This window comes from Devosia sp. WQ 349K1 (genome assembly GCF_016595685.1).
GTDB lineage: Bacteria > Pseudomonadota > Alphaproteobacteria > Rhizobiales > Devosiaceae > Devosia.
Genome location: NZ_JAENGO010000007.1, coordinates 176,163 through 187,950, shown reverse-complemented (window position 1 = coordinate 187,950; position 11,788 = coordinate 176,163). Strand labels below are relative to the sequence as shown.

Sequence of the window (11,788 nt, the reverse complement as noted above, 5' to 3'; positions counted from 1 at the left end):
TTTGCCGGACCTCGGCCGGTGGCGCAAGTGCGAATTTGCCAGTTTAACGATGCTCTGCGTGGTGGCCGACTGCGCTCAGCGCGATATTCGCTTCAAATCGCGTCCCGGCACTGGGCAAATACTCATAAGTGCCGCCCATCTGCGCGACCACGCCCCGAATGAGGCGGAGGCCCATGCTGGTGCTTGGCACACCATTTTTCGGCATGCCGACCCCATTATCGGCGACGATGAGCTGGCATCGCCCGTTGTAAAAGTCGTTCATAATGATGCGGATACGCCCTTCCCGCCCATCAGGGAAAGCGTATTTCAGCGCATTGGTCACAACTTCACTGAGCAGTAGTGACAGGGGCGTGATGTGGTCGCGATCCACATAACACCGATCCAGTTCGTAGATGATCTCCACCGGCTTGCCGTAGGCGCGAACCACTTCATTGATGACCACCGGGACAATGTCGTGAGCGTCAATGTCCTCATACTCATCACGGCGGTAGATATGTTCATGCATGGCCGCCATCGCGCCCAAGCGACTTTGCAGATCGAGCTTGGCCGCTTCAGGGATATCCTGAAGCCGGATAAGGGACTGAACAGACTGGAGGTTATTTTTGACGCGGTGATGGATTTCGCGAAACAACATCATGTTGGTTTCATTTGCCGTCTCGAGCTCTTCAGCATGAGCAGCGTCACGTCTCAATAGCCGCCATATCCACAGACCGACGATGATCAGCGCAACGCAAATGGGGGCTACGATGACCAAGATGGACATCAGTTCCGCCCGATATCGTCCCCACGCGCCTTCAGTCGGTATTGCGACCACGGCGACCATGTCGGTTCCCTGTATCGCGCGATAGCCGATAATTTTTGGCTGGCCGTCCGAGGGTGAGCGATCGGCAAAAAATGTCCCGCTGTCGCCTCTTTCGAGATGTTCGGTGAACAGAACGTCGCCCACAAGGTCGGGCACATTGGTGTGTGGATAGCGGGCCATAAGCCGCCCGTCGCGCCGAAAGAGGCTGATGGACGCCCCAGCCTCAAGCTCAACGTCGCGCACGAAAGATTCGAGAACACTGTTCGGGTACGATACTGCAACGGCACCAACAAAGACATTGTTGCGCGTCAATCTCTTAGCAAATACAAAGCCTTCGCGTCCCCTCGGTTGCGTCACGACCTTGGCTGAAGTCGCAAACGCTGCTCCGCTGCGTATCGACTGAAAATAGTCACGCTCACGCAGATTTACGCCGGGCATAAATCGCGCGCTACTGAACAAGAGGTTGGCATCGGCATCGATAAGACTAACGATGAGTTCCGGCGGACGGTCCTCCATAATCTTATCAAATGCCTCGGCATCTACAGACAGAGGACTATCCTCGATGAGTGAATCCATCCGGCGCAAAGTTTGAATTGCCAGCTGGTTCATCCAAAGCCCATTGGTCGCGACCACTTGCGTTGTAGAAGCGGCGTCATCTTCGAGCTGAATTTTGGTTTGCGCAGCGACATTTGCGAGAAAATAGGTGAAGACCCCAACGAAAGCGGCGAGGCACAACACGAGGAAAATCACGGACACTGACGTGGCACGCACTTCTTGTACGGATTTAGACAGACTCACAGTCAGTGCAACCTCCCCCACAATGCTGCCTTGTTTGCCAGCTCTCAGTGCACAAGGAACACCAAGGTGGCCAATATCTAATGAAAATCGTCATAGTGCCGGTTTTTAACGGCCAACCAACTGAGCTAATATAGATATATGGACGAAGTCTCGCTCCTCTTATGGACCGCGGCGCGCCAGAAGGAAAGATATGTCGAATAACAGAAGTTTGGCCCGCTTTGCACTCATGGGGTCGATGACGTTGCTCATAGCCGGGTGCGTTTCATTTGGTGGTGGTGGCGGATCTTCTCCCGCAGGCCTCCAACCTGCTCTGACCGCACGGATGGACGTGCCCAATGCACGCCTCGACTCACAGCAGGCCATTGGGCTCGTAAACGCCTATCGCGCCAACCAAAACATGCCTCCGCTGGTCGCTGATGCTGGCCTCAATGGCTCCGCACAGGCGCTGGCCAATCAGTACGCGCAGACCGGTGTCGCGCCGAGCATGCCGGGTGGGCTTGTCCAAATGAAGCTGAGCGCAGGCTATGCGACATTCGCTGAGACCTTCTCAGGCTGGCGCAACAACCCTGCGGATGCCGTCGCCCTCGCCGCAAACGCCTCAAAGGCTGGTATCGGCGTCGCGTTCAACCCGAACTCCGCCTATGGCATTCACTGGGTACTTGTTCTTGGAAACTAACGTCCTGACCATTGATGCAAGGGGGCTGAAATGCCCCCTTCCCGTCTTGAAGCTGGAAAAGGCCGCTGCCACTGCGAATGCGGGCGATCAGCTCCTCATCCTCGCGACGGACGCTATGGCGAAAATCGATATCCCGCTGTTTTGCCGTCAGAATGGGCATCATTGCGACGTGCAAACGAACGGCGAGGTTATCTCACTCACCGTCCGCATTGGCTTGACGGGCTAAAGGTCCGCAGGACGCGGTACTGGCAGGGATACTGCTCGTTCCGCTACAATCGGAGCCGTCGAGGTGGCGGCTACCGCTGGCGCCGCGAAACGCGAAACATGCGCCGGGCGTGGACGCGGAAACGCGACGGACCGTGTGCGGCCCAAATCCACAACCGTATATTCGCGCAATGGAATCTCATCGTTGAGATAGCTTGGCTGGCCTTTAAGGCCCATAGGGAACTCAGCTTCGCGCGCCTTGATATACTCTGGCGCCCCAGCGCCACACACCAATGGCCGCATGTCTTGGGCTGCTCCACCCGAGTTCACGAGGCTGAGCAGCGACTGGCCACTCCCTTGATAACGACCCGACAGGGCATTGGTGAATAGCTCGGCGGCTCGCTCATTGCGTTCGCGTGCTGAAGAACCACCGAGAACAACGGCTAAGAGGCGGCGACCATTACGGTCGACTGTCGCAACGACGTTCAGCCCAGCAGCACAGGTGTACCCTGTCTTCATGCCGTTGGTGCCGGAAAACCCCTTAAGAAGCGCGTTATTCGCCTCATACACGGCCTTGTTCAGGCGCACAGTGCCCGTCTGGAATATGGGCATGTACTGCGGATAGGCTTGCTCGATGTAGAGAGACAGAATTGCTAGGTCGCGCGCCGTGGAAACCTGGCCGACAACATGCAGACCGTGGGAATTGACGAAATTAGTCCCCGTCATCCCCATGCGACGTGCAACGTCATTCATCTTCACCGCGAAATTGGCTTCTGTGCCCGCAATGGTTTCGGCGATGGCATAGGCAACGTCATTGGCAGAGCGGACTATCAGCAGGTAGAGCGCGTCTCGCATCGTAACAGAGCTATCGACGGCCAGGCCTGACTTGCTCGGCGCGAGGGCAACCGCCCCTTTTGATATCCGGACAGGGGTATCAAGAGTAATTGTTCCAAGCGCCAGCTCTTCGAAAACCACGTAGGCCGTCATGAGTTTGGTGAGCGAAGCCGGATGCCAAGGCTGACCGGCATCTTGCGCATACAGCACTGACAAATTGGATCGATCGACAACCAACAGCGGTGTTGCCTGAACAGGCAAAATACTGGCTGCAATCATGAAAAAGATCAAAGCTATGCGCTGAGCGAAAGACAAGTCAGGAACACTCCGACGGCACGATATCAGGAAGCACACCTACTATCAGGCAGGAGCATCAATCTCAAGGAAACGGCGAGAGTTTGACCAGCCCCTCGCATTTGCGACGGGGGCTAGTCACAAGTAGTAACCTCGCATATATTCTGTGCCTTAGTTCTCAAATAGGTGTCCCATGTCGCTCACAGACACATCGCTGCACTCAAATTGCTCTGCCATGTCGGACGTGCTCAATCGCATTGGCGACAAGTGGAGCGTCATGGTCGTCGGCATGCTGGGGCGTAATGGCACTCTGCGGTTCAACGAACTCAAGCGCATGATCAACGGCGTATCGCAGCGCATGTTGACGCTAACCCTACGCAATCTGGAGCGCGACGGGCTCGTGACACGCACTATCTATCCTGAAGTCCCCCCACGCGTAGAGTATAGCCTCACGCAATTGGGCAAGACATTACAGGGCCCTATCAGCGCGCTATGGGATTGGTCCGCTGAAAACCATGAGGCCATTATTGACGCCCGCGCCGCTTATGACGCGCGCGAGAACGTGGCCGCCACTCAGGAACCGCGCAAGGCCGCTTACGCACAAGGCTAAGCGTCGTCTCGCACGGTTTCTTCAAATCGGATCGTCTCTGGAGCCTCGGCTGCCAACAATTCCATACGCTGTACCGCGCGCTGAGACAGCGGCAGGTTCAACGCGTTGACGAGCGTGCGGTATTCCTGCCGAGCACTCGTATGTGAAGCAGATGGCATGCCACCCAACAACTCTTCGCTCAGCGGATCAAAAACTGTCATGCCGCTGGCAAAGAGCGAGCGGAAGATCACACGCTCGGCAATGCCATCGGCAACGCGGCACCCCAGACGCTCGGCAATTCGGTCCAGCATTGTCTGCACCTGACGCATATTGCGCGAGGAGAGCATCGAGATGCGATTTCGAACGAGCACCCAATCAATGTTGCGCCCGTCAATCGCCAGACGTTCAGAGCGCGCGCGCTGAACCAATCTTGCATAGTGGCTGAGCTCACGCGGTTCCCCAGTCACAGGGTCGACTTGGGCCATAACCGCGAGGTCGATAAGGCTATCATTGACCGGAGACACCAAAGTGTCGGCCAAGGAATGGGCGAGCCGCGTCAGGTTGGTGTCGAAGCCTGGCGTATCAATAATAATGAAATCTGCCGTGTCTTCGACCTCACCAATCGCCTGAGTGAAGAGATCGAATTCGATCCGATGATTTTCACGCAGAGAATCGCCCCGCGACAAAGGCAGGTGATAGTGAGTGGGGTGCGGAATGACTTGCTCGTTTAAGCGCGCCCATTCACGGCGGTTGCGGACATAGTGCGTAAAGGTCTGCTGTCGGCTGTCGACGTCGAGCGTCGCAACCTTAAATCCCTGATGCAGAAGCAGTATGGCGATATGAAATGCTGTGGTCGACTTGCCCGACCCACCCTTCTCATTACCGACAACAATGACATGGGCGCCTTGCCGCACTGGATATCACCTCGCTGAACTCGGCCGGAGTGTCTGTGTTCGCCTCACTAGGGGCAAGCGGAATTATGGTTAATAAAAAGGTTTTACATCGCAACAGGGAGATTTCCGGAGAGGAATTTGTGTTCGTGACAAGATGATGAAAATGCCATGCATGCAGCGCATGCGTCATCTGACCACACGCCCCTGAGCAAGGTTCACAGGATAGCTTATGTATTGGGACGACGAGTTCACGAAACCTTGGGAGTACCCCCCATGTTCGTCCGCACAGTCTGGCGCTCGGTTCGCGCACTAGAACCTAAGCCTAGTCAACTCCCTAGCATTGTTCGCATCAGTCGCGAACCTAGCATAATCGGCATTTGCCCACCCGACTTCACGCAAATGACGAAATCGCTGTTCGATCGCTAAAGCTGCGGCCGCACAGTCATTCTGGATTTTGAGCCTCGCCTGCGTCACTCGCCGCCTTGCAAAAAGTGCATAGCTAATCTGAGTAAATCCAGACTGCTCATTTTTACGCCACGCACTAAATATGATCACGTAAACAACAGGAGACATCCGATGGACATCCGTAAGACCTTTAAGAAGTGGGCCGCTTATCAGCAGACCGTTCGTGAACTCGCTTCGCTCGACAACCGTCAGCTCAACGACCTTGGCATTTCGCGTACCGATATCACTCGCGTAGCTCGCGATCATGCAAACACGCTCTAAGCCTGCAGCATACGTCGACCCAAACCGAACGCCCGCCTCTCTCTGAGATGCGGGCGTTTTCTATTTGGACCTTATTTTCTATCCGCGTCCGCGGTCTCCGGTTAGGACGCAAACGCCCGTCCGCCCCGCGATGACCTCCAAGTCTTCTCGCAAAAGATCATCGAAGGGCGCAAAGAAGGCTCTCATGAGGGGCGCTCGCTATAAGGCGAGTTGCAGCGGCATGACGGGCTTGGTATTTGGCTCATCATGTCAAACAAAACCATCCACATCATCGGCGGGGGCCTTGCTGGTTCTGAAGCTGCCTGGCAGGCAGCTGAAGCTGGCGTAACCGTCATTCTCCACGAAATGCGTGGCGTCAAAGAAACCGACGCTCACAGCACAGATAGCTTCGCCGAGCTCGTGTGCTCGAACAGCTTCCGCTCGGACGATCATGAGCAGAACGCTGTTGGCCTGCTGCATGAAGAGATGCGCCGCTGCAACTCGCTGATCATGCGCGCTGCGGACCTGCACAAGCTCCCGGCAGGCGGCGCTCTCGCCGTTGACCGCCACGCCTTCTCCGCGGAAGTCACCCGGGCGATCGAAAACCATCCGAACATTACCATCGCGCGCGAAGAAGTCGCCGGCTGGCCGGACCCGAGTTGGGAGCACGTCATTATTGCGACGGGGCCCCTCACCTCGCCCGCTATGGCAGAAGCCATCCTCGAGAAGACGGGCGAAGACGCCCTCGCGTTTTTTGACGCGATCGCCCCAATCGTGCACTACGACAGCATCAACCACGACATCGCGTGGAAGCAGTCGCGTTACGACAAGGCCGGCCCAGGCGGAACTGGTGCTGACTACCTGAACCTGCCGATGGATAAGGACCAGTATTTTGCCTTCGTGGAAGCGCTGAAGACCGCGCCGCTGCACGAATTCAAGGATTGGGAAAAGGTCCCCTATTTCGACGGCTGTCTGCCGATTGAAGTGATGGCAGAACGTGGCGTTGAAACCCTGCGCCATGGTCCAATGAAGCCTGTTGGCCTGACCAATCCGCGCAACCCAACCGTGAAGCCATATGCCATCGTCCAGCTGCGTCAGGACAATGCTTTGGGCTCGCTGTGGAACATGGTCGGCTTCCAGACCAAAATGCGTTACGGCATTCAGGCGGAAATCTTCCGCATGATCCCAGGCCTAGAGAACGCACAGTTCGCACGTCTGGGCGGTCTGCACCGCAACACCTTCATCAACTCCCCGAAGGTTCTGCAAGGCGATCTCAAGCTCAAGAACGATCCGCGCATTCGTTTCGCTGGTCAGGTCACCGGCGTTGAAGGCTATGTGGAAAGCGCCGCTTGCGGCCTGATCACTGGGCGTCTCACCGCTGCCGAAGCTCTTGGTGGCTCGATGGGCCTACCGCCAGCTACGACAGCTCTCGGCGCTCTTATTGGCCACATCACCGGGGGCCACCTTGAAGCAGAAAGCTATTCTGGCGCGCGCAGCTTCCAGCCGATGAACGTCAATTTTGGTCTGTTCCCAGAAGTGACGATCACGAAGCCAGAGGGCGTCGCTCGTTGGCGCGGTCCGGACAAAACCATCGCCAAGCGTCGCGCTATCACCAGCCGCGCGCTTGAAGACCTCAAGTCCTGGGCATGACGCCCGAGGCGCTGACGCAATATCTGCACACCACGATCCCGCTGTCGCGGGCCATGGAGGTGAGTGCAGTGCGTGCCAGCGCTTCAAATGTCGTTTTAAAGGCCCCGCTGCCGCCCAATATCAATATGCATGGCACATTGTTTGGCGGCAGCGGGGCGACCCTCTGTCTCCTCGCCGCATGGAGCGCTGTGCATTTACGCTTAGAGCGTGATCAGTTTGAGGCAGAGCTCGTCATCCATACATCGCAAATGGAGTATATCGCGCCTGCGCGTGAAGCCATATCGGCGCATAGCGCCATCGACGATGGCCCGTGGGAGCGCACCGCTACGATGCTCGCCAAGCGTGGCCGTGGCCGGATCACAGTCAGTGCGCAGCTTTTCAGTGGCGAAACGCTCACGGCCCGCTTTGTTGGAGAATTCATCGCGACGACTTACGAGCGGTTGCGCAACGACCAATAGGTCAATTTGGCAATCTTCTGCCACGCTGCGCTATCACTAGCCACAGCAAAGGCATTCGTATTTTCAATCACTTGCGCCAGTTGCTTCTCAAGGAGAGTCACGATTGCGAACGCAGGGCGCAGCGGCGCGGGCAGAAGCGCAATAGCGTCTCGTGCCTTGACCAAATGCTCTGACGCAATCTCTCCAAGCTGGCTGAACGCAGCGTGGAGGCCTTCAGAGTTTTGCCCACGGAAGAGCTCCGTCTCTTGCACGCCATTGGCCTGCAACAGGCTCCAGGGCAACATGATCCGGCCTTGTGCGGATACGTAGCCGAGAGCCCGCATATGACCGATCAGAGCTTGTGCGACGCCCAGATGCCCAGCTGCGTCCCCTGTCTCGACCGAGTTGCCCTCATTGAGCACCATTGCCGAGAGCTGAAGCAACGTTGATGCCGTCTCCCCGGCATAGCCCTCAAAAGTCTCCAGATCTGGCATGGGATCGTCGTAAAGATCGAACCGACGCGCGCCAATGAGACGGAGGAAGGTGCCCGCTGGAAGGTTGAATTTTTCAATCGTCTGCAGAAGCGCATCGGCTACGGGATTTTGCCAAACTTCACCATGCCCTTCGCCTGTGAGAGCGTCGCTCCACCATTGCAGCCGCACTTCGCCGGGAGCCGGCCCAGAGACACGATCTCGAATGCCCGCGACATCGGCATTGAACGCATAAAGCGCAGCGATATAGGGACGAGCCTTTGCTGGTAGGACCAGTGTGGAGAGGTAGCGATCGGGGTCGGCTGTGCGGAGCAGGTCTGCCGCATGATCAAAGGACGAGGCAGTCATCGGGCGTTCTCGACGGCAATGAAAGCGCCCGCAACCTGCCGGTCTTCGGCGAGCAGCACATTATAGGTCCGCACTGCCCCACCCGTTTGGGTCGCTTCTACGATAATGCCACGCGCCCGTAATGCAGTCCTAATGGCCGGGTCAATGGCCGCAACCTTCTCACCAAGTCCAATGAGCAGAACCTCAACCTCGTCGGCGTGGTCGAGGATCGGCTGCAAAGACTCTAGGGTCAACTCCTGCGCCGCTACGATCTCCCATGCGTACATGCCACTGGGCAAACACAGCAGCGAGCCTTTGTGGGACATATCGGCAAAGCGAAATCCACCATTGCCATAGGCATCAATGCCAACGCGTTGGGGATAGAAACCTGTGGGCGATGAGCTGGTCATAGAGTGCTTTCAGTTCGCCGGTCCAAATGGAGCAAAAAATAGCCCCGGCCAATAGGTCGGGGCTATCACAGCTTTTCAGATGTTTAAAGCAGTGCACCGATTAAACGGCAGCACCATCAGCATTGCGCTTCTTCTCAGCGTCTTCTGCGGCCAGCTGCTCATCAGTTTTCTGCTTCAGGCCGAAGTTGATGAGAATTGGACCGTTGACGATGACCGACGAGTACATGCCGACGATAGAGCCGAATGTCATCGCGATAACAAAGCTGCGGAGCGATTCACCGCCAAAGAGCACCAGCGGAATCAGCGCCAGCAGAAGCGTGAACTGGGTGAGCGAGGTACGCACGATGGTCTGGTTGATCGACAGATCAATCAGCTCTGGCAGAGGCATCTTGCGGTACTTCGTGAGGTTTTCACGAATACGATCCGAGACCACCACAGTTTCGTTCAGCGACAGACCGACCAGGGTCAACACCGCCGCGATAGAGCTCAAATTGAACTCCAATCCGGTCAGCGAGAAGAGACCGATCGTCATGATCAAGTCGTGGCTGGTGGTGGTCACCGCCGCCATAGCGAATTGCCATTCGAAGCGGAACCAGATGTAGATCAAGATACAGGCGAGCGCGATGATGACCGCGATAGTTCCGGTCCACGCCAATTCGCCTGAAACCGTACCACTCACTGCCTCAGTACGTCGTACCTCATAGTTCTCAGCAGCCAGAACTTCGGTGACCTTGGCAACAGCGATCTGGTCAGCGGACTGACCGCCTTCTTGCGCTTGTACACGAACGAGTACGTCCTGCGGCGTCCCGAAGCCCTGAACCTGGATTTCACCCAGTCCCAAGTCACTGGTCAACTCACGCACGCGACCCACGTCTGCAGGGCCTCCGACGTGCTGGATTTCAATCGCAGTACCACCAACAAAGTCGATGCCGAGGTTGAAGCCCTTGAACACGGCCGAGCCGATGGAAACACCGGTCATGATGATCGAGAAGGCAATCACATACTTCGAGATCTTCATGAACGGAATTGTCGTGCCGTCAGGAATGAAGCGGAAGTGCTGGATCTTGAGCGTCTTAGGGCGACGCAGCTTGAACCACAGACCAACCTGATAGGAGGTCACGGTGTAGGAGGTGAAGAGCGACGTGATAATGCCGAGACCAAGCGTGACCGCAAAGCCTTGGATCGGGCCGGAGCCCATGAAGTAAAGCACCACAGCCGCAACGAGCTGAGTCAGGTGCGAGTCGATAATCGTACCCCAAGCGCGCGAGAAACCCGCGTTGATCGCCTGAATTGGTGTCTTACCGGCACGCTGTTCTTCACGCATGCGTTCATAGATCAGAACGTTCGCGTCCACGGCCATACCGATGGTCAGGACGATACCGGCGATACCGGGCAGCGTCAGCGTCGCACCGAGGGTCGAGAGCGCGGCAAAGATCAAAATGATATTGAGGATCAGAGAGACGTTCGCAAACACGCCCCAGATGCCGTAGGCGATGACCATGAAGGCCAGAACAAGCACTGCCGCGACCACACCAGCGGTGAAGCCGGCCTGAATCGAGTCAGCACCAAGGCTCGCGTCAACAGTACGTTCTTCGATGACGTTCAAGCTTGCAGGCAAAGCGCCCGCGCGCAGCAGAACTGCGAGATCGTTAGCAGTTGCCGTGGTGAAGGTGCCCGAGATCTGGCCCTGACCACCGGTGATCGGCTGCTGGATAACCGGAGCCGTGATGACCTGATTGTCGAGAACAATAGCGAAGCGCTGACCGACTGCCTTGCTGGTGATTTCGCCGAACGAAATCGCGCCGCGGGTGTCGAACTTGAACGAAACAACAGGAATGCCACGCTGTTGGTCATAAGACGGCTGCGCATCAACGAGCGATTCACCGCCCAGAGCGACGTCTTCATAGAGCAGCTCACGACCACCGTCCTGGCTTGGCAGGATCATGGTGCCAGCAGGCAAGCCCTGCACTTCGGCCTGATCGGCAGACAGGCCCGGATAGACCATGTGGAAGGTCAAGCGCGCGGTTTGTGAAATGAGGTTCTTAAGGCGGGTCGAGTCGCCGAAGCCAGGCACTTGCACCATAACGCGGGTATCACCCTGGCGCTGAATGGTGGGTTCCGTGGTACCGATTTCGTCGATACGGCTGCGGATAACTTCCATGGACTGAGCAACCAGCGAGCTCATGCGCTGGGTGATGCCATCTGGGGTCAGAGTGATCGACAAGCGACCGTCTGGCGTTTCGCCAAAGGCCATTTCATCAACACCAACACCGCCAATGAGAGCGTTGCTCAGCGTATTCTGAAGCCCGCGAATTGCGGTTTCGGCCTGCGCCTTCTGGGTCGGATCGGTCAATTCGATGAAGATCGCGTTGCGATCCGCATCCGTTGTGATGAGGTTGCCGATACCATTCTGGTTCGCGAGGACGTTACGCGCATCGCGGCGAACATCACTCAAGCGCTGATCCACGATCCCTTTTCGGTCGACCTCAAGCAGAAGGTGCGAACCACCTTGCAAGTCCAAACCAAGGACAAGACCGGGTTTTGGGAGCCAGTCGGGCAAAGCATCCTGCACATTTTTGGGCAAGAAGTTTGGAGCTGCCATGAGAATGCCAGCGATTGCCACGAACAGGATAATGAATACGCGGAACGGCGAGTGATTCATAAATAACGTCCTGAGA

General features: G+C 56.8%; 12 protein-coding genes. 6 read left to right on the top strand and 6 right to left on the bottom strand.

Going from position 1 to position 11,788, the window contains the following annotated elements; genetic code table 11:
- Nucleotides 1-43 precede the first annotated feature (43 nt).
- Nucleotides 44-1,600 carry a histidine kinase dimerization/phosphoacceptor domain -containing protein gene (locus tag JHL21_RS14935; RefSeq protein ID WP_200214317.1) on the bottom strand — a complete coding sequence of 519 codons (1,557 nt, stop codon included), beginning with the start codon at nucleotides 1,598-1,600 and terminating at the stop codon, nucleotides 44-46.
- Between the two features lie 190 nt (nucleotides 1,601-1,790).
- Here JHL21_RS14935 and JHL21_RS14930 point away from each other — a divergent pair, with 190 nt between their 5' ends.
- Together JHL21_RS14930 and JHL21_RS14925 are read left to right on the top strand one after the other, a co-directional pair.
- On the top strand, nucleotides 1,791-2,276 hold the full coding sequence (locus JHL21_RS14930) for a CAP domain-containing protein (protein WP_169194096.1): 486 nt from the start codon (nucleotides 1,791-1,793) through the stop codon (nucleotides 2,274-2,276).
- Nucleotides 2,266-2,502, top strand: coding sequence for a sulfurtransferase TusA family protein (locus JHL21_RS14925; RefSeq protein ID WP_254082076.1), 237 nt, complete (start codon nucleotides 2,266-2,268; stop codon nucleotides 2,500-2,502). The genes JHL21_RS14930 and JHL21_RS14925 overlap by 11 nt, the downstream gene beginning before the upstream one ends.
- Here the strand turns inward: JHL21_RS14925 and JHL21_RS14920 are convergent.
- Nucleotides 2,499-3,593, bottom strand: coding sequence for a D-alanyl-D-alanine carboxypeptidase family protein (locus tag JHL21_RS14920; RefSeq protein ID WP_200214313.1), 1,095 nt, complete (start codon nucleotides 3,591-3,593; stop codon nucleotides 2,499-2,501). The two genes, JHL21_RS14925 and JHL21_RS14920, sit on opposite strands and share 4 nt — an antisense overlap.
- Nucleotides 3,594-3,801: 208 nt before the next feature.
- Between JHL21_RS14920 and JHL21_RS14915 the strand changes: the two genes are divergently transcribed.
- Nucleotides 3,802-4,218 (top strand): helix-turn-helix domain-containing protein, encoded by a 417-nt coding sequence (locus tag JHL21_RS14915; protein ID WP_200214312.1) that lies wholly within the window; start codon nucleotides 3,802-3,804, stop codon nucleotides 4,216-4,218.
- Here JHL21_RS14915 and JHL21_RS14910 read toward each other — a convergent pair.
- Nucleotides 4,215-5,111 carry a division plane positioning ATPase MipZ gene (locus tag JHL21_RS14910; protein WP_169194100.1) on the bottom strand — a complete coding sequence of 299 codons (897 nt, stop codon included), beginning with the start codon at nucleotides 5,109-5,111 and terminating at the stop codon, nucleotides 4,215-4,217. The two genes, JHL21_RS14915 and JHL21_RS14910, sit on opposite strands and share 4 nt — an antisense overlap.
- Nucleotides 5,112-5,666: 555 nt before the next feature.
- Between JHL21_RS14910 and JHL21_RS14905 the strand changes: the two genes are divergently transcribed.
- From JHL21_RS14905 to JHL21_RS14895, 3 genes are all read left to right on the top strand, one after another.
- The gene (locus JHL21_RS14905) at nucleotides 5,667-5,816 is read left to right on the top strand and encodes a DUF1127 domain-containing protein (RefSeq protein WP_169194101.1); all 150 of its coding nucleotides are present in this window, start codon (nucleotides 5,667-5,669) and stop codon (nucleotides 5,814-5,816) included.
- Nucleotides 5,817-6,062: 246 nt separating this feature from the next.
- Entirely contained in the window at nucleotides 6,063-7,445 is a 1,383-nt protein-coding gene (trmFO, locus tag JHL21_RS14900; protein ID WP_200214310.1) for a methylenetetrahydrofolate--tRNA-(uracil(54)-C(5))-methyltransferase (FADH(2)-oxidizing) TrmFO, read from the top strand.
- Complete coding sequence (locus tag JHL21_RS14895) at nucleotides 7,442-7,903, top strand: YiiD C-terminal domain-containing protein (protein ID WP_200214308.1); 462 nt, start codon at nucleotides 7,442-7,444, stop codon at nucleotides 7,901-7,903. The genes trmFO and JHL21_RS14895 overlap by 4 nt, the downstream gene beginning before the upstream one ends.
- Here JHL21_RS14895 and JHL21_RS14890 read toward each other — a convergent pair.
- The 3 genes from JHL21_RS14890 to secD all read right to left on the bottom strand — a co-directional run bounded on the left by JHL21_RS14890 (nucleotide 7,876) and on the right by secD (nucleotide 11,772).
- The gene (locus tag JHL21_RS14890) at nucleotides 7,876-8,721 is read right to left on the bottom strand and encodes a phytoene/squalene synthase family protein (protein WP_200214307.1); all 846 of its coding nucleotides are present in this window, start codon (nucleotides 8,719-8,721) and stop codon (nucleotides 7,876-7,878) included. The two genes, JHL21_RS14895 and JHL21_RS14890, sit on opposite strands and share 28 nt — an antisense overlap.
- Nucleotides 8,718-9,110 (bottom strand): Mth938-like domain-containing protein, encoded by a 393-nt coding sequence (locus tag JHL21_RS14885; protein ID WP_200214306.1) that lies wholly within the window; start codon nucleotides 9,108-9,110, stop codon nucleotides 8,718-8,720. The genes JHL21_RS14890 and JHL21_RS14885 overlap by 4 nt, the downstream gene beginning before the upstream one ends.
- Before the next feature lie 100 nt (nucleotides 9,111-9,210).
- Nucleotides 9,211-11,772 (bottom strand): protein translocase subunit SecD, encoded by a 2,562-nt coding sequence (gene secD / locus JHL21_RS14880; RefSeq protein ID WP_169194106.1) that lies wholly within the window; start codon nucleotides 11,770-11,772, stop codon nucleotides 9,211-9,213.
- Between the last annotated feature and the right edge of the window lie 16 nt (nucleotides 11,773-11,788).

Coding starts and splice junctions, on each gene's coding strand:
- JHL21_RS14930 (WP_169194096.1), top strand. CDS start 1,791: ATGTCGAATAACAGAAGTTTGGCCCGCTTTGCACTCATGGGGTCGATG.
- JHL21_RS14920 (WP_200214313.1), bottom strand. CDS start 3,593: ATGATTGCAGCCAGTATTTTGCCTGTTCAGGCAACACCGCTGTTGGTT.
- JHL21_RS14915 (WP_200214312.1), top strand. CDS start 3,802: ATGTCGCTCACAGACACATCGCTGCACTCAAATTGCTCTGCCATGTCG.
- JHL21_RS14905 (WP_169194101.1), top strand. CDS start 5,667: ATGGACATCCGTAAGACCTTTAAGAAGTGGGCCGCTTATCAGCAGACC.
- trmFO (WP_200214310.1), top strand. CDS start 6,063: ATGTCAAACAAAACCATCCACATCATCGGCGGGGGCCTTGCTGGTTCT.
- JHL21_RS14895 (WP_200214308.1), top strand. CDS start 7,442: ATGACGCCCGAGGCGCTGACGCAATATCTGCACACCACGATCCCGCTG.
- JHL21_RS14890 (WP_200214307.1), bottom strand. CDS start 8,721: ATGACTGCCTCGTCCTTTGATCATGCGGCAGACCTGCTCCGCACAGCC.
- JHL21_RS14885 (WP_200214306.1), bottom strand. CDS start 9,110: ATGACCAGCTCATCGCCCACAGGTTTCTATCCCCAACGCGTTGGCATT.
- secD (WP_169194106.1), bottom strand. CDS start 11,772: ATGAATCACTCGCCGTTCCGCGTATTCATTATCCTGTTCGTGGCAATC.